Genomic DNA, 20,750 nt, shown 5'->3' on the forward strand with positions numbered 1-20,750 from the left:
AGACGGCGCAGGAGTAGAAGGGGAGCTTTATTAAAGTTCAAAGATTGATGCTAAACAAAACTAAAAGAGTTGGAATTTCCAACTCTTTTTGCTTATAGTGCAACTTCCTCCAACCCTGTTTCTGTCAGTTTATAAATCTTCTGGCAGACTTCTTTGAGGAAGATACGATCGTGGGAGACAGCGATGATAGCGCCGGGATAGGTCGTCAATAGCTGGCGAACCTGAGGTTGAGAGGTGGGAGAGAAGTTGCGGGTTGGCTCGTCCAGAAGGAGGATATTGGGATGGTCTAGGACTAGTTTGAGCAGAAGGAGCTTGGCCTTTTGACCGCCGGAAAGCTGACCAATCGGGTGGCGAGCCTCGTCGCGCGTGAACTGGAGACTGGCTAGATGGGTCAGAATTTTCTCCTCCTGAGCCTTGTCGCCAGAGGGAGCCAGAAAGACCAAAGGAGAGCTTTCGTCATCCAGCAAGTCGCCATAATGTTGGGGCATGTAGCCTACTCGCATGTCTGTCCGATCACGCAGAATCTTCCATATTTCCTTAAGCAGAGTAGACTTGCCTGCGCCATTAGCACCGATCAGTCCAATTTTTTCCTGGCCGCAGACCTCTAGAGTCAGGTTTTCCGCTAACTGTCGTCCGTCTGCTTCCAGTTTCATGCCTTCTAATTTTAGGATTCTTTTGGTCAATGGCAGAGCTTCTATGTCTGAGAAGTGAAGGCTGATGGCATCTTCCTGTGTCGGGATTTCGGTCATTTCAGCACCTGCCTTTTCAAATCGCTTGCCCTGCGAGAGGACGTTTTTCATCTTCTTGGCTAGTAGTCGGCCTTGGACATCATTTTTGGTATTTCTCAAGGCATTCTCAACATTTTGCTTAACCCGTCGGTGTTTTTCCATGGTTTTGGCGTGTTCTTCCCGCTCTTTCCGCGCCAGTTGCCCCTGTTTCTCAAAGGCCTCCTGACGCTGCTGGCGGTAATTTTCATAGTCCAGACTCTTGACGCTAGTTCTAGCCTCCTGTTTCTTTTTGATTCGCTCCAGATGAACAATCTTGGTCGCAGCTTGAGCAAGAAAGTGCTCGTCGTGAGAGACGAAAAGGACCGTTCTCTGGCTGTGGCTGATAAAGTTTTCCAGCCAAGTCAGAGTTTCGAGATCAAGGTCATTAGAGGGCTCGTCAAGAAAGAGAATATCCCAATCGCTAGCTAGTTTCTTGATAAGCTGGACCTTGAGCTTTTCTCCTCCAGATAAGCTGGCGAGCTGCTGCTGACTGGCAAAACGCTGGCTGTCAAAGTTGAGCTCGCCAGCATAGCGGTAGAGCTTGGCATAGTCCAGCTCGGTCTCAAAATCAGCAAAGAAATAGTCATTGAGCGTCAGTTGGGCATCCTCTGAAGGCAGCTGCTGGGGCAGGTAAACAGCAGCAGTATAGGACTTATCAATCTGTCCGCTGTAGCTGACATAGGGACTGACCAGTCGCTCGTCTAGTAGGAGCTTGAGCAGGGTGGACTTGCCATTGCCCTCCTCGCCGATAATAGCGACCTTGTCTCCTTGGTTGACAGTCAGTGACAAATCTTTGACTAGTTCCTTCAAGTCTTTTAAGTGGGTGATGGTTAGATTTCTTATTTGCAGCATAGATGTCTCCTTTATTTTTTAAAACAAAATACAGCCCTGCTTTATTTAGCAGAGCTGTTGAGATTGCACAAATAAGACACAGAAGTGTCCAAATAGGGGCATTCATTTTTAGAGTTCTAGCTTGCACTGTCAGAGGAGCGACAGGATTAATCAAAAGATAAGCAAATAGATGCTTGAAAACACAAAAAAACGAAAGTCCCGCGGATATGCAGAAACATGACAAAATCTACTAAATAAAGTTTCCTTTAAAAAATAGACTTAATTTTTCATGTCTCCGTGTACCTCCGAAATCATTCTACCTTTAGTCTAGCAAAAAGGGCAAAATAAGTCAATAAAAATCCTGAAAGATTACTTTCAGGATTCGTCATGTTTATACATTGAGTACCTTGTCCAAGAAGTCCTTGAGACGTGGATGCTGAGGGTTATCGAAGATTTGATCTGGTTTGCCGTCTTCTAGGAATTCACCGTCAGCAGTGAAGATGACGCGATTAGCGACCTGACGGGCAAAGCCCATTTCGTGAGTCACGATCAGCATGGTCATACCTTGCTGAGCTAGATCCTTCATAACGTTTAGAACGTCGCCGACCATTTCAGGGTCAAGGGCAGAAGTCGGTTCGTCAAAGAGCATAATGTCCGGGTTCATAGCCAATCCTCGAGCGATGGCCACCCGCTGTTTTTGTCCTCCTGACAGGCTATCTGGTTTGGCATCAGCCTTGTCTGCCAGCCCAACCTTTTCCAAGAGCTCCATACCAAGCTTGTCTGCATCAGCTTGGCTCATTCGCTTGTGCTCAACTGGTGCAAAGGTGATATTTTGCAGGACAGTCATGTGTGGGAAGAGGTTGAAGTGCTGGAAAACCATTCCAATATCTTCACGAACATGGTCCACGTTGGTAGCCTTGTCTGTCAAATCATAACCGTTGACAGTAATAGTTCCGCTAGTCACTTCTTCAAGCAGGTTCAGGCTGCGTAAGAAAGTTGATTTACCTGATCCAGAAGGACCAATGATACAAACAACATCTCCCTCATAAAACTTCGTACTAATCCCTTTTAGGACTTCATTTTCCCCATAGTATTTATGTAAATCATTAACATCGATTTTTAATTTAGCCATTAGTGAATCCTCTTTTCTAAGCGTTTAGCCAATCTTGTTAAGAGTGTGATGATGACCAAGTAAAGAACTGCTAGGATAGCATACATCTTGAAGCTCTGATAGTTACGGGCAATGATGATTTTACCTGTTTGGAAGAGCTCAACAAGTCCGATAGCTGATACGATAGTTGTATCCTTGAGAGCGATGACGAACTGGTTGACAAAGTTTGGTAGCATGATCTTGGTTGCTTGAGGCAGGATAATCTTGCGCATGGTCTTTCCATACGAGATACCTAGACTTCGGCTAGCTTCCATCTGTCCGACCGGAACGGCTTGAATCCCTCCGCGAACAATCTCAGCGATATATGCACCAGCATTGAGTGACAGTGCAATTGTTCCTGCAACGAAGTCGTTGATTGGACTTTGGTGACCAGTCATAGATTCAATGAGGTTTGGAATTCCCCAGAAGATGAAGGCAGCCAGAATCATAAGTGGAATACCACGGATAACATCGACAAAAATTTCTGAAATAATGCGAAGCGCTTTGATTGGGCTGACGCTGAACATTCCAAAGATAATCCCGATGACCATAGCAATGGCAAAAGAGATCAGTGCTAAAGCAATGGTAATTCCAAGTCCGCTCAAAAGTTGTTTGTAGTTGTTTTGGAGAAGTCCCCAGATAGTTGTTTCATCAACGGTTGTGGAATTATCCTTCTCAGCTGAGAGATATTTATCAAGAATTTCTTGGTATTTACCATTGGCTTTTAGATTAGCCAAACCATTATTGAACATTTCGATAAGCTCAGGGTTGGTGCCTGCTTTTACTGCAAAAGCAACTTCACCACTAGGGGTTCCTTCGATTGGCGTCTTCATTTTCTTGCCTTGGTTGATAGCATATTTGACAACGGGCTCATCATCCATAATAGCAGCGACAGAGCCAGAATTCAGACTATCATACATAGAAGAACCGTCTGAAAATGTTTTGATTTTGTAGCCGTATTTGCTTTGATTTTCGACGAGGAAGGTTTGAGAGGCCGTACCGTTCTTGACTCCGACGGTCTTTCCTTTCAAGTCTTCATAGGAGCTAATAGTGCTTGATTCTGTCACCGCAAGGATAGAGTTAGCAGTGTAGTATGGTTCAGAGAAATTAAAGGTTTCTTTGCGGGCCTCTGTCACAGACATCCCAGCAATCATCCCGTCAGCCTGTCCAGATTGAACGGCATTGATGGCAGCGTCAAAGCCAGGGTTAGAAATTTCAAGTGTAAAACCTTGGTCTTCGGCAATGGCTTTGATCAAGTCCATGTCAATACCAGTATATTGGTTGCTATCATTTTGGAAAACGAAAGGAGCAAAGGATGAGTCGCTGGCAATTGTATATTTAGCTTTGACTGGAGTGGCTTTTTGTCCAGACTTGGTTGTGGTCTCTGGTACTGCTGAGTTTGTTGAAGTTTTGGAAGCAGCAGTCCACTTGTTGATGATGTCCTTCAAGGTGCCATCTTTTTTCATCTGAGCCAAGGCTTCGTTAAACTCAGTGACTAGGTATTCGTATTTGCTGCCTTTTTTGACACCAAATGCGAAGCTACCAACGGCCTCACCCTTCATTGAGATTTTCAAATCTTGCCCTTGGCTGATTGCATATTCGATAACGGGTTGGTCATCCATAGCCGCGTCAACCGCTCCAGCTGCTAGGCTGTTATACATGAGGTCGCCTGTATCAAATGTTTTGATAGTAAAACCGTACTTGTCCTTAATTTTTTCAAGGAAACGTTGTGCGGCAGTACCGTTTTTGACACCGACTGTTTTTCCTTTGAGTTGATCGTAAGACTTTATTGTATTCGCCTTGGTCGTTGCAATGACAACTTTTGTGTCATAATATGTGTCAGACATGGTAAAGACTTTTTCGCGTTCAGCAGTCTTAGTCATACCTGCCATAATGGCATCGGCCTGTCCTGCTTGAACCGCATTAACTGCCGCATCAAAGCCGGGGAAGGACATTTCATATGCCCAGCCTTTGATTTCAGCAACTTTATTGATAATATCTACATCAATCCCTTTATAGGTTTGATCGGAATCTTTAAATTCAAATGGGGCATAAGCCGTGTCAGATACGATTTTGATGGTATCTGCATGAATAGTTGTTCCTAAGACAAAGATAGGGAACAATGCTAGCAGAAAAGCTATGATTTTTTTCTTCATATTTTCTCTCCTTTGTTAGAATATTGTCTGATTATATCAGAAAAATTTGGAAAAGGCAAATATTTTCTGTTTTGATGTTATATCTTCTGACATAATAACAAATATTGGCTCTTATACTATTATGATAAAATATGTTATAATAGATAAATCAAGAAAGGAGATTTCTATGTTTAAATCACGCATGTTAGATAATGTGAAGCTGTCGCTCTATATTCCGCCGATTTGGTTAGCAATTCTGATCTCCATTGTCTTTATCCACGTAGGAGAAATCTTTGCAGGGATCATCATTGGAACTGTGCTTGCCATGGTAAATCCGACAGCTGACCAAGCAATAGTTATGGAAGTGTTCGGACATTATGGTATCTTTTTTCAGCTGGGTAGTTTTTTCTTTATGTCCTTACTTGTTTTTCTGTGGGTCAAGTTTATAGAAAAGAGACCGTTCTCCAGTCTGGGATTTTTTAAGAAAGGATGGCTGAAAGAACTGGGCAGAGGCTTCCTGATTGGGGCAGCACAATTTTCGCTCGTCGTCGCTTTGCTATTGCTAACGGGTACGGGAAGCCTAGAATTAGCAGAGCTAAGTTTAGAGCCAGTTCTCTTTATTCTCGCCCTGATACCTTTTTGGATTCTACAAGGTGGCACGGAGGAGTTGGTGACGCGTGGCTGGCTCTTTCCAGCAGTTAGCGATAAGTCAAATATCTTCATTGGTATCTTGATTTCCAGTGCTCTATTCGGGGCATTGCACCTCTTTAACCCTGGTGTGACCGTTCTTTCCATTGTCACGATTATTTTGAATGGGATTTTTGCCTGCCTACTCATGATCAAGTATGATAATATGTGGGTCTTGGCTGGGATGCATGGCGCTTGGAATTTCGTCCAAGGAAATATCTATGGCATCCAGGTCAGCGGGCAAGGAGCTAATGCCTCTGTCTTTAATTACACGTCTCAGACTTCTATTGATTGGCTTTCAGGAGGAGCTTTCGGTGCTGAAGGATCTATTTTTGCCAGTATCGTCCTGATTGGATGTATTGCCTATCTTTACTGGTCACTCAAGAAAGAAAATCGCCTACCTCAGGCATTGATGTTTAAGAAATAAAGACATCGCTCAGCTTAGCTGGGCGATTTTTGATGATAATGAATGATCAGAATGCAAGACTAGTCATTCTTAGAGATGTAGCTACTAAATCAGAGCCAAAGGCAGAGAAAATGAGGCAAATATGGTAAAATGATAGAAGCACAATTTAAGGAATAAAAGATGATTAACAGAATTACAGATAATAAATTTGAATTGGTGTCTAAGTACGAGCCTTCAGGTGACCAGCCTCAAGCTATTGAACAGCTGGTGGACAATATCGAGGGGGGCGAGAAAGCTCAAATTCTCATGGGGGCGACGGGTACTGGTAAGACCTATACCATGAGTCAGGTTATCGCTCGGGTCAACAAGCCAACTCTGGTTATCGCCCATAATAAAACTCTGGCCGGCCAGCTCTACGGTGAGTTCAAGGAATTCTTCCCCAATAATGCGGTGGAATACTTCGTTTCCTACTATGATTACTACCAGCCGGAAGCCTATGTGCCTTCCAGCGATACCTATATCGAAAAGGATAGCTCGGTCAATGATGAGATTGATAAGCTCCGTCACTCGGCTACATCGGCTCTCTTGGAGCGCAACGATGTGATTGTCGTGGCTTCGGTCTCTTGTATCTATGGTCTGGGTTCGCCTAAGGAATACTCTGATAGCGTAGTTAGTCTGCGTCCTGGACTAGAGATTTCCCGTGACAAGCTCCTTAATGACTTGGTCGATATCCAGTTTGAGCGCAATGACATTGACTTTCAGCGGGGGAAATTCCGGGTTCGAGGCGATGTGGTGGAGATTTTCCCTGCTTCTCGGGATGAGCATGCCTTTCGGGTGGAGTTTTTCGGAGACGAGATTGACCGGATTCGTGAGGTTGAAGCCTTGACAGGTCGAGTTTTGGGTGAGGTGGACCATTTGGCCATCTTCCCAGCTACTCACTTCGTCACCAATGAGGACCACATGGAAGTTGCCATTGCCAAGATTCAGGCGGAGTTGGATGAGCAGCTGGCTATCTTTGAGAAGGAAGGCAAGCTTCTGGAAGCCCAGCGCTTGAAGCAGCGCACGGAGTACGATATCGAAATGCTGCGTGAAATGGGCTATACGAACGGAGTTGAGAATTATTCTCGCCATATGGATGGTCGTAGCGAAGGAGAGCCACCTTATACCCTTTTGGACTTTTTCCCGGATGATTTCTTGATTATGATTGACGAGAGTCACATGACCATGGGACAGATTCGGGGTATGTACAATGGCGACCGCTCTCGCAAGGAAATGCTGGTTAATTATGGTTTCCGCTTGCCGTCTGCCTTGGATAATCGTCCACTGCGTCGGGAGGAATTTGAGAGTCATGTTCACCAGATTGTCTATGTATCGGCTACGCCGGGTGACTATGAAAATGAACAGACGGACACTGTTATTGAGCAGATTATCCGGCCAACAGGGCTTCTGGATCCAGAGGTGGAAGTCCGCCCAACTATGGGACAGATTGATGACCTTTTGGGTGAAATCAATGCTCGTGTTGAAAAGAACGAGCGGACCTTTATTACAACCCTGACTAAGAAAATGGCGGAAGATTTGACGGACTACTTCAAGGAAATGGGTGTCAAGGTCAAGTACATGCACTCAGACATTAAGACCTTGGAACGGACCGAGATTATTCGAGACCTGCGCTTGGGTGTCTTTGACGTTTTGGTTGGGATCAACCTTTTGCGCGAGGGAATTGACGTGCCTGAGGTTAGTCTGGTAGCAATTCTTGATGCTGACAAGGAAGGTTTTCTCCGCAACGAACGTGGCCTGATCCAGACCATCGGTCGGGCAGCTCGCAACAGCGAGGGCCATGTGATCATGTATGCTGACACCATGACCCAGTCTATGCAGCGAGCTATCGATGAAACTGCTCGCCGTCGGGCAATCCAGATGGCATATAATGAAGAGCACGGCATTGTACCGCAGACCATCAAGAAAGAAATCCGTGACCTGATCAGCGTGACCAAGGCTGCCCTGCCAGACAAGGAAGAAACGGTCGAAATCGAAAGCCTCAATAAGCAAGAACGCAAGGACATGATCAAGAAGCTAGAAGGTCAAATGCAAGAAGCTGCTGGGCTTCTGGACTTCGAACTGGCGGCACAGATTCGCGATATGATTCTGGAAATAAAGGCGATGGATTAGAGAGGAGAGAACGTATGAAAATTTTGGTTATTAATGGGCATCCTGATAAAGAGAGCTATTGCCAAGCAATTTTTCAGACAATTGTTGAGAATATTGATTTAAGTAGACATGAGATTGAGGTCATCAATCTCAACGAAGAGAATTTTGATCCTGTTTTACGTTACGGTTATCGGAAAAGGATGAAGGAGGATTTGTTTATTCTACGCTCTCAGAAATTAATCCAGTGGGCGGATCATTTCATCTTTGTTTATCCTATTTGGTGGAGTAGTATGCCTAGCCTGTTAAAGGGGTGGATTGATCGTGTATTTACCCCCGGAATTGCCTATTCAGCTAATCATCAGGGAAATTTCTTTTGGAATTACATTACTGGTAAGCAGTTTAAAAAACTTTTAAAAGGGAAAACAGCAGATATTTATGTAACTTCTGATGCCCCCACTAACTGGTATAAAATGTTCTCAGGATTGATTAGTATCCCTGATAGTTATGGTATTGCAGTATTGAAAAATGCAGTCTTGAATCATTGTGGAGTTAAAACTAGGAGAATAAGTGTTTTTGGTCAAGTCGCCCAAAACACAACAACTGCTATAGATCGTCAAAAATATTTGAAAAAAGTTTCAAATCAGATTAATAAAATGTAAAATCGCTTATCTTGATTTCTCCTGTAATGATCTGACAAATGTTTCATGCTCCCTCAGAATTTTATTATGGGTGTTAGAAGATAACAAACGTGCCATCGCTTTCTATGAAAAAATCGGTTTTGTTTTTGACGGTGAGGAAAAGGTCGTTGACTTAGGAAAAGCAGTGAAAGAAAAACGGATGATTTACATGAGAAACTCGAACAGTTAGTCTGAAAACAATAGATATATTTTTAAGGAGCACACATGCGTTATGCACTTTTACTCCGCGGCATTAATGTCGGCGGGAAAAACAGGGTCGTTATGGCTGATTTGAAGAAGGATTTGGCTAGGTTGGGGTTTGAAAATCCAGTTTCCTACATCAATAGTGGCAATCTTTTCTTTGATAGCGAAGAGCAGGAGGAGAGGATTCGGAAGATTTTGACGGATTATTTTAGTCGGTCTTATGATTTTTCTTTGCCTTTTGTCCTTGTCAGTTCTGCCATGCTTGAAAAAGAAATAGCCAATCTGCCTACTTGGTGGCAGGATGAAACAGCCTTTCGGCGAGATGTTCTTTTTTATCTGCCGGATACAGAAAGGGAGAGTGTCCAAGAGCTGGCAGGTAGTTGGGCAAATGACAAGGAGCAGCTACATTTTGGGCAGACGGCTTTCTTTTATAGCAATGCTGACCAAGCGGACTATCTCAAATCTAATTACCATAAGAAACTGCTCAAGTCTAGTTTTTATAAGCAACTGACTATCCGAAACGGCAAGACTTTCCAGAAGATTGTGGAGTTGGTTGGAAATGAGTGAGTTAAATGTGGAAAATACAAGGGAAGAAAAAGAGAAGCGCTGGAAGTTTTCTAGAGTTATTTGGCTAGTGCTCTATCTCTTGTTATTTATCTTTGTCTTGCTACATTTTAGCTTGAGTCCCTTTGGTTTGGCCTTTACTCCGCTCCTGTGGAACAATTGGCTTTTTCTTCTATCAGTGGTCGTATTTTGTCATTTGTGGTTTCTCTTTTTGAAAAAGAGAGAGTTTCGCTGGTTCCATCTCATCTGGGGGATCCTGAGTATTCCTCTTGCACTTTTTATATGGTTTACAATTTTCTTTCATTTCTCTATAGTCAAATCAGAAAATTCTGTCCCAATTAATATGGATTACGGGATAGATGGGAGAGAAGTTATTTTACGAAAAGGCTTTTTATTTGGGGAATATGATGAATACCATGATTTAGTCAATACCTATATCATGAAAACCAAGGTCGATCGTGTTCGCTATATTGATTGATGCAGGTCTTGTCAATGGATCTAGCTCAAAAGCCCGTTCAAACAAGCTAGTAGAGGGAGGTATATGGATGTGAATAAAAATAGGAATGAGTGGATGTGGCTAGATAAAGTGAATACATGGCTCAAGCGCCATGGTTTTCTAGCTTGGTTATTGGATTTCTCCGTCCTTATTCTTTTTGCAATGATTACGGGTATCCTAGTTTTTCAAATCCCCTTCCTCCCTACATATTTAAAGAGTAATTATGTTTTTCCTTTGTTTATAAATATTCTTGTTTTACTGTACTATGCCTATGGTTCTATCCTACGTGAAAATAGTGTAAAGAGGGTCACTTCTTTGAAAGACTTAGTCAATCCTCTCCTTTATATAAATCCTGTGGTTCTTTTGCTACATTACTTTGGAGTGAGGAGCCGCCGTCATAGACCTTTGCTACCACTGCCTACTTTGGACCATCGCTATGTCTGGTTCCCAATTGCCACTTATATTATTTTCTTTCTGATAGCAGCAGTCATCACGATTGCAAGCAAAGGAAGTAAGAAAAAATAGAAAAGCCGCTTTATGTACTAAAGTGGCTTTTGTGCTTGTTCTGATAAATCTAAAGGCATAAAGGCGGCCATGACACGGCCGATGACCTTGGGTTCTTCTTGATGCGGGATAAATTTGTCGCTGTATTTTTTATTGAGAGAGATGAGGCGGATGCCAGTTGGATCATTGAAAACTCTTTTTAAAATGGTTTGCCCGTCATAATCAATGGCATAGATAGCGCCAGCAAATTCAAAGTGTGTATTCTTGATGAGAGCCACAGACCCTTGCGGATACTTGGGTTCCAGCGAATCGGTCCGAATCCAAAGGGCAATATCATAGTCAAGCTCTTTGTCTAACCAGACGATGTCAGCTTGTTCGGGCTTGTTCAAGAAAGTCTGATAGCTCTCATAGACCTTGTAAGGAAAATAATCATCCTTTAATCTTTCCTCAGTCGTTTGATTTTCCAGCTCTTTTTTAGCAAAGTCTGTTACAGCTTGTCTGTGGGTCTGGTCTAGGGCTTGGAAAATATCTGCGAACTCTAGCGAAAATGACGTAGGGTTATGAACTGATAAATAGCGAGGATCTAGCTCTTGAACGTCCATATCAAAGAAGTCTGCAATTTTTTGCATATTTTCGAGGACAGGCAGGGAATTCCCTTTGATATAGCCAGTAAGAGTGCTGGCTGGAATTCCTGTTCCTCGGGAAAGTTCAATTTGTTTGATTTGCTTTTCCTTCAATAAAGTTTTGATTTTTTTAGAAATGAGTCGCATTGCCTCCTTATCTTGGGGGCTGGCGACACCGCGTCCTCTTGCCATGACTTTCACTCCTTTTCTTTCTTCTATTTTAACGAATTAAATCGAAAAAGTAAAGAGCTGAATACGGATATTCAGCTCAAAAGGAGAGGATTAGATTTCGTAGCCCATCAAGAGGCCACCTTCTTCTGCGTAAAAGCTGCAAAGTCCAGAAGTTGGTAGGAATGAAATGTCGGCTGCTGGGAATTTTTCCTTGATGACTTCTGTAAATTGCTGGCAAAATTTTTCGTTATTACGATGAGCGATGATAATGCGGCCGCCCTTATATCCAGCTTTCAGAACTTCATCGACAGCAGCGGTCAGAGCCTTTTTAGCCCCTCTAGCTTTCTGGAGGAGCTCCAGAGTACCGGTATGGCTGGCTTCGCCGACCATGCGAATATTGAGGAGGCCGACAACTGCACCGATTAGCTTACTGAGACGCCCATTTTTGACTAGATTATCTACCTTAGCCAGTACAAAGAGAAGCTTTGTGTTTTTTTGGTAGTGGGTGATGGCTTCCACGACTTGCTCAAAAGAAAGCCCTTCTTTGATGAGGTCGTTCAATTTTTTGACAATCAGATCGACCTCGCCACCAGCCGAAAGGCTATCAATGACATGGATATTTGCTGTTGGATGTTCTTCTAAGAAGAGCTTTTTGGCTAGCTGAGCGCTATTGTGGCTACCAGAAAGGGAGCCTGTAATCGTCACGACAAAAATATTTTCAGCTCCTTCAAATCTTCTGAGATAGTCATCAGGGCTTGGACAGGCTGATTTTGAAGCGGTTGAAGTAGCGTACATTTTTTCCATCATGCCATCAATATCAAGTTGCGCATTATCAACAAAAATCTCATGATCAATCTGAATGGTTAACGGCACACTCTCAAACTTTGTCTGGTTAGCCAAATCAGTTATCTCACGGTAGTCACAGCCAGAATCGGCAACAATTTTCCAAGTCATTTAGTTTCTCCTGCTCTATCAGTTCTCTACATTGACAAAAAACATGTCTTTTCTTACAATTATAACATGAAGATGCTTTGATATAAAGCCTTAATTCTCAGCTGATACAGGAAGAAAGAAATTGTTATGGCGGAAAAGAAAATATCAGAAAAATCCCTTGCAAATTTAAAAACTTATAACCAAGAATCCAATCGAATTACAAAGGAATCCTTGGAAATTTCTCTAATGCAACTGCTAGAGAAGAAAGATTTGAAAAAGATTACCATTTCTGAGTTAGTCGAACGGGCTGGGGTTTCGCGCGCAGCCTTTTATCGGAACTATAGCTCCAAAGAAGAAATTCTAGAGGGAATTTTCAAAAATACGGTTCAGGGAATTGTCGACAAGCTGGAGCAGTTTAATTTCAAGACAGAAATGTACCAGATTTGGCTTTTTCTTTTTAAGGAAGCCAAGAAGGAGGCGCGTGTCATTAGTCTGGCTATTGATTATAATTTTGAAAAGTTGCTGACGCAGGCGGTTTTTGATTTCCTTGAAAAGCGCAGCAAAGGTGGGAAAAAGACAGCCAATTCCTATATGAATTCATTCTGGAGTTCTGCGGTTGTTTCAGTGCTTTCAAAATGGATCAAAGAAGGCATGAAGGTTCCAGCTGAAAAGATTGCTGCATTGGGCATGCCCCTTTTCCCACAGAAAAAGAAAAAGTAAGAGTTTATACAACTGTTTGGCACCAATATATCAGACTGAAATAATAGATCGTAAAAACTTACCTAACAAGTAAGTTTTTACTTAGTGCTTCTGAGACCATTTAAGACTTATCAGCTACCATTTAGGATTTGGGAGTCATTTGCGATGCGACTTGTGCTATGCTAGAGCAACGGAGGTAGACAAATGGCTACTATTATAATCAAAGATGGCAGCACTCTTCGAAAGCTGGATCTTTCGACAATTTACTATATCCAGTCCCATCCTCAAAAACCACACGTCGTTCTCATCGTGACTGGACAAGACAACTACAGCCTTAGGGCTTCTCTGACTGAGTTGGCTAAGCTCTATCCTGATGCGCTGGTTCACTGTAATCGTCAAACACTGGTCAATTTAGCCAAGGTCCAAGGGTTTGACAGGGAGCGTAAAAGCTTGTTTTTTGAGCAGTCTGACTTAGGAGATATTGTCTGCTCAAGGCGTCATTTATCCAGTCTCATCAAGCGCTGGTCTCAGGAAGGAAGAAAATAAGATGAAAATTTTTGTATTAGAAGACGATCTTAAGCAACAAGTCTATATGGAGTCAACTATTCAGGGGATTTTGGAAAAGAACGGCTGGGAATGCCAGTTTTTAGAAATCTACGGCAAGCCGGACATGCTAATTGATGCAGTAAGGGAACGGGGGAGTCATCAGATTTTCTTTTTGGATATTGAGATTAAGCAAGAGACGCAGAAGGGACTAGAGGTGGCAGGAAAGATTCGCAAGTTGGATCCCTATGCTCTAATTGTATTTGTGACGACTCACTCAGAATTTATGCCCTTGACTTTTCGCTATCAGGTATCGGCTTTTGACTTTATTGACAAAGGCTTGCCTGAGGAGGATTTTATCAAGCAGATTGAGCAGGATCTAGCCTATCTTTACGAGAGAAAGGACAGCTTTCAAGCTGAAGAAACTTTTCTCTTTGAAAATTCCAAGTCGGATTTTCAGGTGCCTTTTAATGAAATCTATTATTTTGAGACATCAGAAGTGCCCCATAGACTAGTTCTCTATACCAAGAAAGAGCGGATCGAATTTTACGGACAGCTTTCTAAGATGACAAAGCAAGACAAGCGTCTCTATCGCTGCCATCGCTCTTATGTGGTCAATCCAGCGAATATCTCTCAGCTGGATAAGATAGAAAACATAGCTTATTTCCCGAATGGCGCTAGCTGCTACGTATCACGCCTCAAGATGAAAGGATTACGGACAGCTTTAAGGCAGTAGGGAAGTACTAAGATAGAAGTGGGAGGAGTTTATGTTCATAGGATTAGAAATAGTTTTAGATCTTATCCAAATTTTAATATTATTTGTTATATATTCACGTATTAGTGGTAATAGTTTAAGCCGATATCAATATATTCTGGCGATTATAGTTTATTATGTTTCTGGCTTTATAATAGTATCTTTCTTTTATAGCTCTATTCTTTCTTTAGTGTCTTATTTATTTATGCCTCTTTTCTTTTTGATTTTTAGCTTAGTAATAAGTAAAAATGTATCAAAATATTTATCGATATTTTATGGTCTTTTCCCAGTTGTTCTCTGGAATCTACTGCATCGCTCTATAACTTTTTTTATCCTACCTGGCTTAGGTTTTTCGAATATTCAGCAAATTAGCCATAATAAAACTCTATTAACTATCTCAGCACTGACTGCAAGTATTCTCTCATTTGTAATTCCTATTGTGCTCCAATATAATTTTGAAATATTGAATAAACAGCAGAACCCTAGAGAAAATAGAAAAATAATAATCTTTTTGAATATTTCCATGTTAATTTATTATTTACTAGTTCAAATTTTTTCTTATTTGGAAGTGATGTATAGAATAGACGCTTTATTATATAGAGAGTTGGTCGTAGTTATTTACATCATTATTTTCCTTATCTCGCTTAATATCCTAGACCGTAATTTGCGAGAGCGAATTCAACAGCAGTTAAGTGAACAAAGAGAGTTGCAGTTGAGAAATATGTCCGATTACAGTCAGCATATTGAAGAACTTTATAATGAGTTGCGAAGTTTCCGGCATGATTATATCAATATTTTAAAGAGTCTGAAGTTAGGAATTGATACGCATGATTTACCAGCCATCGAGCAGATTTATAACCAAATCCTTAAAGACTCGGGTCAAGCACTCAACCAATCTAAATATGATTTAGGCCGTCTGTCCAATATCCACAATGATGCTCTCAAGAGCGTCTTGTCAGCAAAATTTTTAGAAGCTCAGAGCAAGGGAATAGAAATTGGCTTGGAAGTTCCGCAAGAAATCAAACCTCAAGGAATGGAGTTGCTTGATTTTATCACGATTGTTTCCATACTGGCTGATAATGCTATAGAAGCAGCAGTGGAGACTAGTCATCCAGTGGTTTCTTTTGCCTTTTTGGAGCAGGAAGGTAGACAGATTTTTATTGTTGAGAATACAATAAAAGAGTTTTCTATCCATTCCGATACTATTTTTAAAAAGGGCTTTAGCACTAAAGGAGAAAATAGAGGGCTTGGTCTCTCCAATGTTCAAAATATTATCAGCCACTATCCCAATGTTTCTCTGCGTACCATTAGTCATGATCACTCTTTTAGACAAGAGTTGGAATTGAAGTAGATTATTAGGGGAGGAGGTAGGCTGTATCATATAAAATAAAAAAACAAATTTCTTAAAAATACGGGAAATTTGTTTTCTTGCAGAGGTATCAATTTTATTTGAAAATTACAATTCTACCGTAATTTCTGAATTGTAATTTTTCGTAGATATTTAGAAACCAATTCTTACCTCCTCCGGAGATAGTTTTTAATTCAGTTGATGATAGGTTTGTAAAGTCTTTTAGTGATTCTTTTTTGTTCATAATATGCCCCTTTGTTTTAATGATATTAGTATAACAAAAATAGTACTGTTTTGGTGGGTTAAATCTCAATCAGTCTTTATTTACTCCTGAATGGTAGTTTTCTATTCTATCATCTATTTTCCTAATGTGAGGAATTAGACAGTTTAAAAGATATGAAAAGGTAAAAATGTTCAGCAACATTTGTTTTAGAATTATTTTATGGTGAAATTGTGCACCTAATTTGACAATTCAAGAGTAAATAAAAGCCATTTAGGATTTTCTTGTTTTTCTGCTCTAAAAATAGGTTAAACTAGATCTATAAAAATAGAAGGAGTTTATTATGAAAAATAAATGGTTTATTTCGATATTGCTTTGCCCACTTTTTCTTGGTCTAGGTGCTCTGCCGGTGGCATCTGATACAGATAGCATAGTAGTACAAGGTGGTCACGAGAGAGCAGAAGCCAGTAAAAGCACTGATAAAACATTACCGACTGAATCAGATACTAAGTCTGAATCCAGTAGTGAAGCAGAGTCAAGCCAAATTACAAAAACTCAGACTGCAGAGCAGAATTCCAATCCACCAGTTCACACTGAGACTGCTAAAGCTGAAGTAACTATGGAAAGCTATCTAGAAAATGTAGCTGATTTTCAAAAAGTTTCGATTAATCAAGTATACCAAGCTTTTACTGAAGATGGTCAAGATCATACAATCTATGTTGGTCGTCCGACCTGTTATTATTGTCGAGAGTTTTCTCCCGTTCTGAAAGAGTTTAATCAATTAATTGATAATCATCTTGAATATTATAATAGTGATGGGAAAGATTTCGATGATCAGGCAAAGAAATTTTTATTTGAAACAGTTGGAATACCCGGAACTCCGACTATTCTTTATCTAAAAAATGGAAAACTTGTGTCTGGTTGGGCTGGAGGAGGAGTTACAGCTCAACAATTGTATGACCATTTGTATGCTAGTTCAGCAATTAAACAAGATGAGAAAGTGGAACAGTCAAATACAACTGAAAATGAACGTGGTTCTGTAGTTGCTCATTCGATAACTATCCCAACCGCCAAGGACAGCGACAGAGACTTTTCTAAGCCAGTTTTGCAGGAAAGTGCGGAAGCTAAGACTAGTCAAACTCTCACTTTAATGGATAGTAATTCCAATAATCAAAAGAGTAAAGAGGCATTAGTTCATCCGGCTTCAAGAATATTGCCCCAGACAGGGGACCAGAAGAGTGAATACATCATATTGCTAGGCATTATTGCATTAGGAGCAATGTTTGCTACTCTCTGTCCAAAGCGTCAGAAGGATTAAATTTCCTTACTAGTCAATTTAAAAATTAGAAAAGATGCTAAGATAAAACAAAAAAATACATTCTCTATTTTGGAGAATGTATTTTTAAAATGACTATTCAGGAGTAAATATCTACCATTCAAGATTTTTGTGATCAAGGATTAGAAGAAAGTGTTATACTTTAGATGTGATCGCGATACACGAGAAAAAACAACAGGAGGTATCTATTATGGATACAAAAGTAATGTCACAATTTGAAGTGATGGACGAAAACATGTTGGCTACTGTTGAAGGAGGTTTTACAGGAGTACTTGAGTCTATAGGGATTGGAATAGGAATCGGATGGGCAATCTATCAATTTGGTGAAGCCGCAGGTCGAGCATATTATTATGCAACACATCCCTAGTTGCTATATAGTGTATGTTGTAAAGAAATGAGTTGAATAGCATGAGACGAAAATTATTTCTAAAAATTGTTCTATTTATGTTTTCCGTGATAACAACAGGGGCTGCTTCTTTTGTTGTATTGCTATTACTTTTTTGCTTATCCAATTTTTAATCATACTATCCTAGGTTTGATAGTTCCATTTTTAATTATATTAATCATATTTATTAATTCATATCTTAAAAATAATGATTAAACGTTTCTAATAAATTGGAGGACGACATGAAAAAAAGTACATATTCTAATGAATTTATTATTTTAAGCGAAGAAGATTTATCTCAATTTGAGGGAGGAGGTATTAATCCAGTTCAAGCAGGGATTGCTTTAATGTGTCTTTCATCACCAGTGTATTGTGTAGCAGGCGGTTTGTTTGCATGGGGGTTTTATAACGGCTATAATGGAGCAGCGCGCTCTTGATGTTATAACAGGGAATGTTAGTAAAAAAACGTATTAAATTATTTAACACTTTTTAAATCATGGCTGTTATTTAATTTGTATCTGTCATTTTATAAAATATTTTGTTCTATTTTAGATTGAAATTTCAAACTTATAACTAAAAATAGCAATTACTTCTTGCTATTACTTTAATGGCCGAATAAAGTCATTAGAACAATACACAATTGCATACAGCATTTGATCTTATCAGGTGCTGTATTTTATTAAAATAACCATTTACGACAAAATAAAGACTGTTTATGATTTCTATGCATAGATTCTTTAAATGTGCTATACTGTAGGTATGATATCAAAATCAAAGAAAAAGTAACCGGTATATATTATGGATATAAATGTAAGGTCGCAGTTTGATATGATGAATGATAGAATCTAAACTACTGTTACTAATTGAGTATAGTATTGCCTATATAGCATTTAGTACTCAGTGAGTGATAATAAAAGAGCTATGACACTTAATGAACCCTAGCTACGGTTATTAGTAACATTCTAACTTTCCATTATTCTATAGAAAAAATAAATTTGATTATCTTATGATAATTATACAAGGAAAAAAGAGGTCACTAATATGGAAAAAAAATTGTTTTATAAAATTGCTCTGCTTATATCTTTTGTGCTAACGGCAGGAGGTCTATTATTAACACTCTGTAATTATTTATTTTTTAATTATCCGTTTTTAAACCAAACTACGGTAGGCCTAATTGTCTCGTTTTTAATGGTTTTGCTTATATTTTTTAGTTCTCATCATAGAAATAGGGATTGATTTTTTGATTACTTGAGAATAAAAAGAAAAACTGCTAAAGGCATTCTTTGCAATTATCTTTTAAGGGAGTTGATTTTATGACTAATACTAGGCGAGCAGTAGTTGCTACGAGCTTAGGTTTCATCTTATTGTTAGCAGTGGGAATTCTACTGCAGATTCGCTTTGGGAGCATGGTCTTTTTGCTAAGTCTATTCTGTTTCGCGGAAGCCTTTATCATCTGGTACGCGAAAAGTAAGTCTAAGTCGCAGATCAGTGGCAGTAGGAGCATTGAACTCTTTTGTCTCTATATCAAGCAGTTAAAAATCTTTTATATCACAATTTTGTGTCTTGCGATTCCTTTCGTTTTCCTGTCCTCTGAGCCCTCTTATAATTTATTTTTTGTGCTTAGCTTGTTAGTATTCTTGCTCTTAAGCAATTATATCTTTAGCTCTCATGGCATTCAGCCATCTAAGAAAGAGAGAAATGTAAAAGATTAGTTGTTTTATCTATAGCAGTTATTCAGCTTGCTGTTTTCTACAAAAGAAAAGAGGCTGGGACAAAAAGATTTCAATTTTTAAAAATCTTAATTATTAAGCCTTTCAAATCTATAATTAAATGCAAAAAGCGAACAAAGCAGAATTCTGTTTACCAGAAAACTAGTTTTGTTCGCTTTTTATATTTGAGGTCGGACTTTTGTCCCAGACTCTACTCAACTGTGCGGAGGTGGGACGACGAAATCGAATTCTAACGAATTAGCGATTTCTGCCCCACTCTCTTTTGTAAAATGTGCAGGCTTAGTGTGCTACACGTTTGCGAGCTGCTTTTTTACGGTTTTCTTCGATGAAAGCCGCTTTTTGTTCCTCGGGTTCGATGACTTTTTTCTTAAAGGCATAGACTGCACCAGCAAGAGCAGCGACAGTACCTGCTACACCTGTAAGAACGCCTTTTCCAAATCCTTTAGCCATGTGATTTCTCCTTTTCTGAACTTTTATTATTTATGTTATAATTAATAGTAACGAAAAATCAAAATTTTTTCAAGGAAAAAAGATGAAAACCAAGATAATTGTGATAGTGGGGCCGACGGCGGTCGGAAAAACGGCTCTGAGTATCGAGGTAGCCAAGCGCTTCAATGGCCAAATCATTAGCGGTGACAGTCAGCAGGTCTATCTTGGCTTGGATATTGGCACGGCTAAGATTCGTCCTGAGGAACAGGAGGGTATTCCCCACCATCTGCTGGATGTGCGGGAGGTCGGTGAGAGCTATTCGGCCTATGATTTTGTGACTGAGGCGGCTCAGGCTATTCGTGAGATTGAGGCCCAAGGACAGCTTCCCATCATTTGCGGTGGCACAGGGCTCTATATCCAAAGCTTGCTCGAGGGCTACCATCTGGGCGGCTCCGTCCCTCACGAGGAGATTCTGGCCTATCGGGCGCAGCTGGATAGTTGGTCAGATGAGGCTTTGTTTGGGAAAATAGCAGAGCTAGGTATCGAGATCCCTCAGATAAATCGACGCAGAGCTATGAGAGCACTGGAGATTGCCCATCTGGGCGGTTCGTTAGAAAACAATCAACCAGACTATGAAGCCCTGCTGATTTGTCTAGATGATGAAAGACAAGCACTTTATGAGCGAATCAATCAGCGAGTAGATCTGATGCTAGAAGTCGGACTTTTAGAAGAAGCTCGCTGGCTGTTTGAGAAAGCTCCGACCAGTCAAGCCAGCAAGGGTATTGGCTACAAGGAACTTTTCCCCTACTTTGAAGGTCAGATGAGCCTAGAGGAAGCAGTGGACAAGCTCAAGCAGAATACCCGCCGTTTCGCCAAACGGCAACTGACTTGGTTTCGCAATCGGATGTCCGTGACCTTTTATCAGGTGGGAAATCCAGACTACAAAGAGCAGGTTATAGAAGACATCAGGAAATTTTTGGACAAGTAGCTGGCTGACCAAGTCTTAGTAA

General features: G+C 40.5%; 21 protein-coding genes and 1 pseudogene. 16 read left to right on the forward strand and 6 right to left on the reverse strand.

Annotation, left to right across the window (positions count from 1 at the left end; all coding sequences use genetic code 11):
* Positions 1–92: 92 nt before the first annotated feature.
* From RWS39_RS07260 to RWS39_RS07270, 3 genes are all read right to left on the reverse strand, one after another.
* The gene (locus RWS39_RS07260) at positions 93–1,619 is read right to left on the reverse strand and encodes an ATP-binding cassette domain-containing protein (RefSeq protein ID WP_314481959.1); all 1,527 of its coding nucleotides are present in this window, start codon (positions 1,617–1,619) and stop codon (positions 93–95) included.
* Positions 1,620–1,989: 370 nt separating this feature from the next.
* Positions 1,990–2,730 (reverse strand): amino acid ABC transporter ATP-binding protein, encoded by a 741-nt coding sequence (locus RWS39_RS07265; RefSeq protein WP_314481961.1) that lies wholly within the window; start codon positions 2,728–2,730, stop codon positions 1,990–1,992.
* Positions 2,730–4,904: an ABC transporter substrate-binding protein/permease gene (locus RWS39_RS07270; protein ID WP_314481963.1), complete on the reverse strand. Its 2,175-nt coding sequence runs from the start codon at positions 4,902–4,904 to the stop codon at positions 2,730–2,732. The genes RWS39_RS07265 and RWS39_RS07270 overlap by 1 nt, the downstream gene beginning before the upstream one ends.
* Positions 4,905–5,070: 166 nt before the next feature.
* Between RWS39_RS07270 and RWS39_RS07275 the strand changes: the two genes are divergently transcribed.
* From RWS39_RS07275 to RWS39_RS07305, 7 genes and pseudogenes are all read left to right on the forward strand, one after another.
* A complete protein-coding gene (locus RWS39_RS07275; protein WP_314481965.1) occupies positions 5,071–5,997 on the forward strand; it encodes a CPBP family intramembrane glutamic endopeptidase in 927 nt (308 codons plus the stop codon).
* A 159-nt stretch (positions 5,998–6,156) separates the two neighbouring features.
* Positions 6,157–8,145 carry an excinuclease ABC subunit UvrB gene (gene uvrB, locus RWS39_RS07280; RefSeq protein ID WP_285874797.1) on the forward strand — a complete coding sequence of 663 codons (1,989 nt, stop codon included), beginning with the start codon at positions 6,157–6,159 and terminating at the stop codon, positions 8,143–8,145.
* A 14-nt stretch (positions 8,146–8,159) separates the two neighbouring features.
* Positions 8,160–8,783 (forward strand): NAD(P)H-dependent oxidoreductase, encoded by a 624-nt coding sequence (locus RWS39_RS07285; protein WP_285874796.1) that lies wholly within the window; start codon positions 8,160–8,162, stop codon positions 8,781–8,783.
* 58 nt (positions 8,784–8,841) lie between these two features.
* A pseudogene (locus RWS39_RS07290) lies at positions 8,842–8,991 on the forward strand (GNAT family N-acetyltransferase); the annotation flags it as partial.
* Between the two features lie 35 nt (positions 8,992–9,026).
* Entirely contained in the window at positions 9,027–9,572 is a 546-nt protein-coding gene (locus RWS39_RS07295) for a DUF1697 domain-containing protein (protein ID WP_285874794.1), read from the forward strand.
* On the forward strand, positions 9,565–10,047 hold the full coding sequence (locus tag RWS39_RS07300; protein WP_285874792.1) for a hypothetical protein: 483 nt from the start codon (positions 9,565–9,567) through the stop codon (positions 10,045–10,047). Before RWS39_RS07295 ends, RWS39_RS07300 begins: the two co-directional genes overlap by 8 nt.
* A 63-nt stretch (positions 10,048–10,110) precedes the next feature.
* A complete protein-coding gene (locus RWS39_RS07305) occupies positions 10,111–10,590 on the forward strand; it encodes a hypothetical protein (RefSeq protein WP_285874790.1) in 480 nt (159 codons plus the stop codon).
* 17 nt (positions 10,591–10,607) lie between these two features.
* Here RWS39_RS07305 and RWS39_RS07310 read toward each other — a convergent pair whose 3' ends face one another.
* Together RWS39_RS07310 and RWS39_RS07315 are read right to left on the reverse strand one after the other, a co-directional pair.
* On the reverse strand, positions 10,608–11,384 hold the full coding sequence (locus RWS39_RS07310) for an XRE family transcriptional regulator (RefSeq protein WP_314481970.1): 777 nt from the start codon (positions 11,382–11,384) through the stop codon (positions 10,608–10,610).
* Positions 11,385–11,474: 90 nt separating this feature from the next.
* Positions 11,475–12,317, reverse strand: a complete 843-nt coding sequence (locus tag RWS39_RS07315) for a DegV family protein (RefSeq protein WP_223367438.1) — start codon at positions 12,315–12,317, stop codon at positions 11,475–11,477.
* A gap of 126 nt (positions 12,318–12,443) precedes the next feature.
* Here RWS39_RS07315 and RWS39_RS07320 point away from each other — a divergent pair, with 126 nt between their 5' ends.
* The 8 genes from RWS39_RS07320 to RWS39_RS07355 all read left to right on the forward strand — a co-directional run bounded on the left by RWS39_RS07320 (position 12,444) and on the right by RWS39_RS07355 (position 19,293).
* Positions 12,444–13,016, forward strand: coding sequence for a TetR/AcrR family transcriptional regulator (locus RWS39_RS07320; protein WP_015605159.1), 573 nt, complete (start codon positions 12,444–12,446; stop codon positions 13,014–13,016).
* 183 nt (positions 13,017–13,199) lie between these two features.
* Positions 13,200–13,541, forward strand: a complete 342-nt coding sequence (locus RWS39_RS07325) for a LytTR family DNA-binding domain-containing protein (RefSeq protein ID WP_314481973.1) — start codon at positions 13,200–13,202, stop codon at positions 13,539–13,541.
* 1 nt (position 13,542) lies between these two features.
* On the forward strand, positions 13,543–14,274 hold the full coding sequence (locus tag RWS39_RS07330; RefSeq protein ID WP_314481974.1) for a response regulator transcription factor: 732 nt from the start codon (positions 13,543–13,545) through the stop codon (positions 14,272–14,274).
* Positions 14,275–14,305: 31 nt separating this feature from the next.
* Positions 14,306–15,643, forward strand: a complete 1,338-nt coding sequence (locus RWS39_RS07335) for a sensor histidine kinase (RefSeq protein ID WP_314481976.1) — start codon at positions 14,306–14,308, stop codon at positions 15,641–15,643.
* A 560-nt stretch (positions 15,644–16,203) separates the two neighbouring features.
* Complete coding sequence (locus RWS39_RS07340) at positions 16,204–17,178, forward strand: LPXTG cell wall anchor domain-containing protein (protein WP_314481978.1); 975 nt, start codon at positions 16,204–16,206, stop codon at positions 17,176–17,178.
* Between the two features lie 208 nt (positions 17,179–17,386).
* The gene (locus tag RWS39_RS07345; RefSeq protein WP_314481980.1) at positions 17,387–17,563 is read left to right on the forward strand and encodes a Blp family class II bacteriocin; all 177 of its coding nucleotides are present in this window, start codon (positions 17,387–17,389) and stop codon (positions 17,561–17,563) included.
* A 260-nt stretch (positions 17,564–17,823) separates the two neighbouring features.
* A complete protein-coding gene (locus tag RWS39_RS07350) occupies positions 17,824–18,018 on the forward strand; it encodes a hypothetical protein (protein WP_314481982.1) in 195 nt (64 codons plus the stop codon).
* Positions 18,019–18,894: 876 nt separating this feature from the next.
* Complete coding sequence (locus RWS39_RS07355; protein WP_314481984.1) at positions 18,895–19,293, forward strand: hypothetical protein; 399 nt, start codon at positions 18,895–18,897, stop codon at positions 19,291–19,293.
* Positions 19,294–19,590: 297 nt separating this feature from the next.
* On the opposite strand, the gene RWS39_RS07360 is transcribed toward RWS39_RS07355, so the two are convergent.
* The gene (locus tag RWS39_RS07360) at positions 19,591–19,761 is read right to left on the reverse strand and encodes a DUF3042 family protein (RefSeq protein ID WP_005590510.1); all 171 of its coding nucleotides are present in this window, start codon (positions 19,759–19,761) and stop codon (positions 19,591–19,593) included.
* Positions 19,762–19,843: 82 nt separating this feature from the next.
* Between RWS39_RS07360 and miaA the strand changes: the two genes are divergently transcribed.
* Complete coding sequence (miaA, locus tag RWS39_RS07365) at positions 19,844–20,728, forward strand: tRNA (adenosine(37)-N6)-dimethylallyltransferase MiaA (protein WP_314481986.1); 885 nt, start codon at positions 19,844–19,846, stop codon at positions 20,726–20,728.
* The last annotated feature ends 22 nt before the right edge of the window (positions 20,729–20,750 follow it).

It is taken from the genome of Streptococcus cristatus (assembly GCF_963529205.1).
Lineage (GTDB): Bacteria > Bacillota > Bacilli > Lactobacillales > Streptococcaceae > Streptococcus > Streptococcus cristatus_O.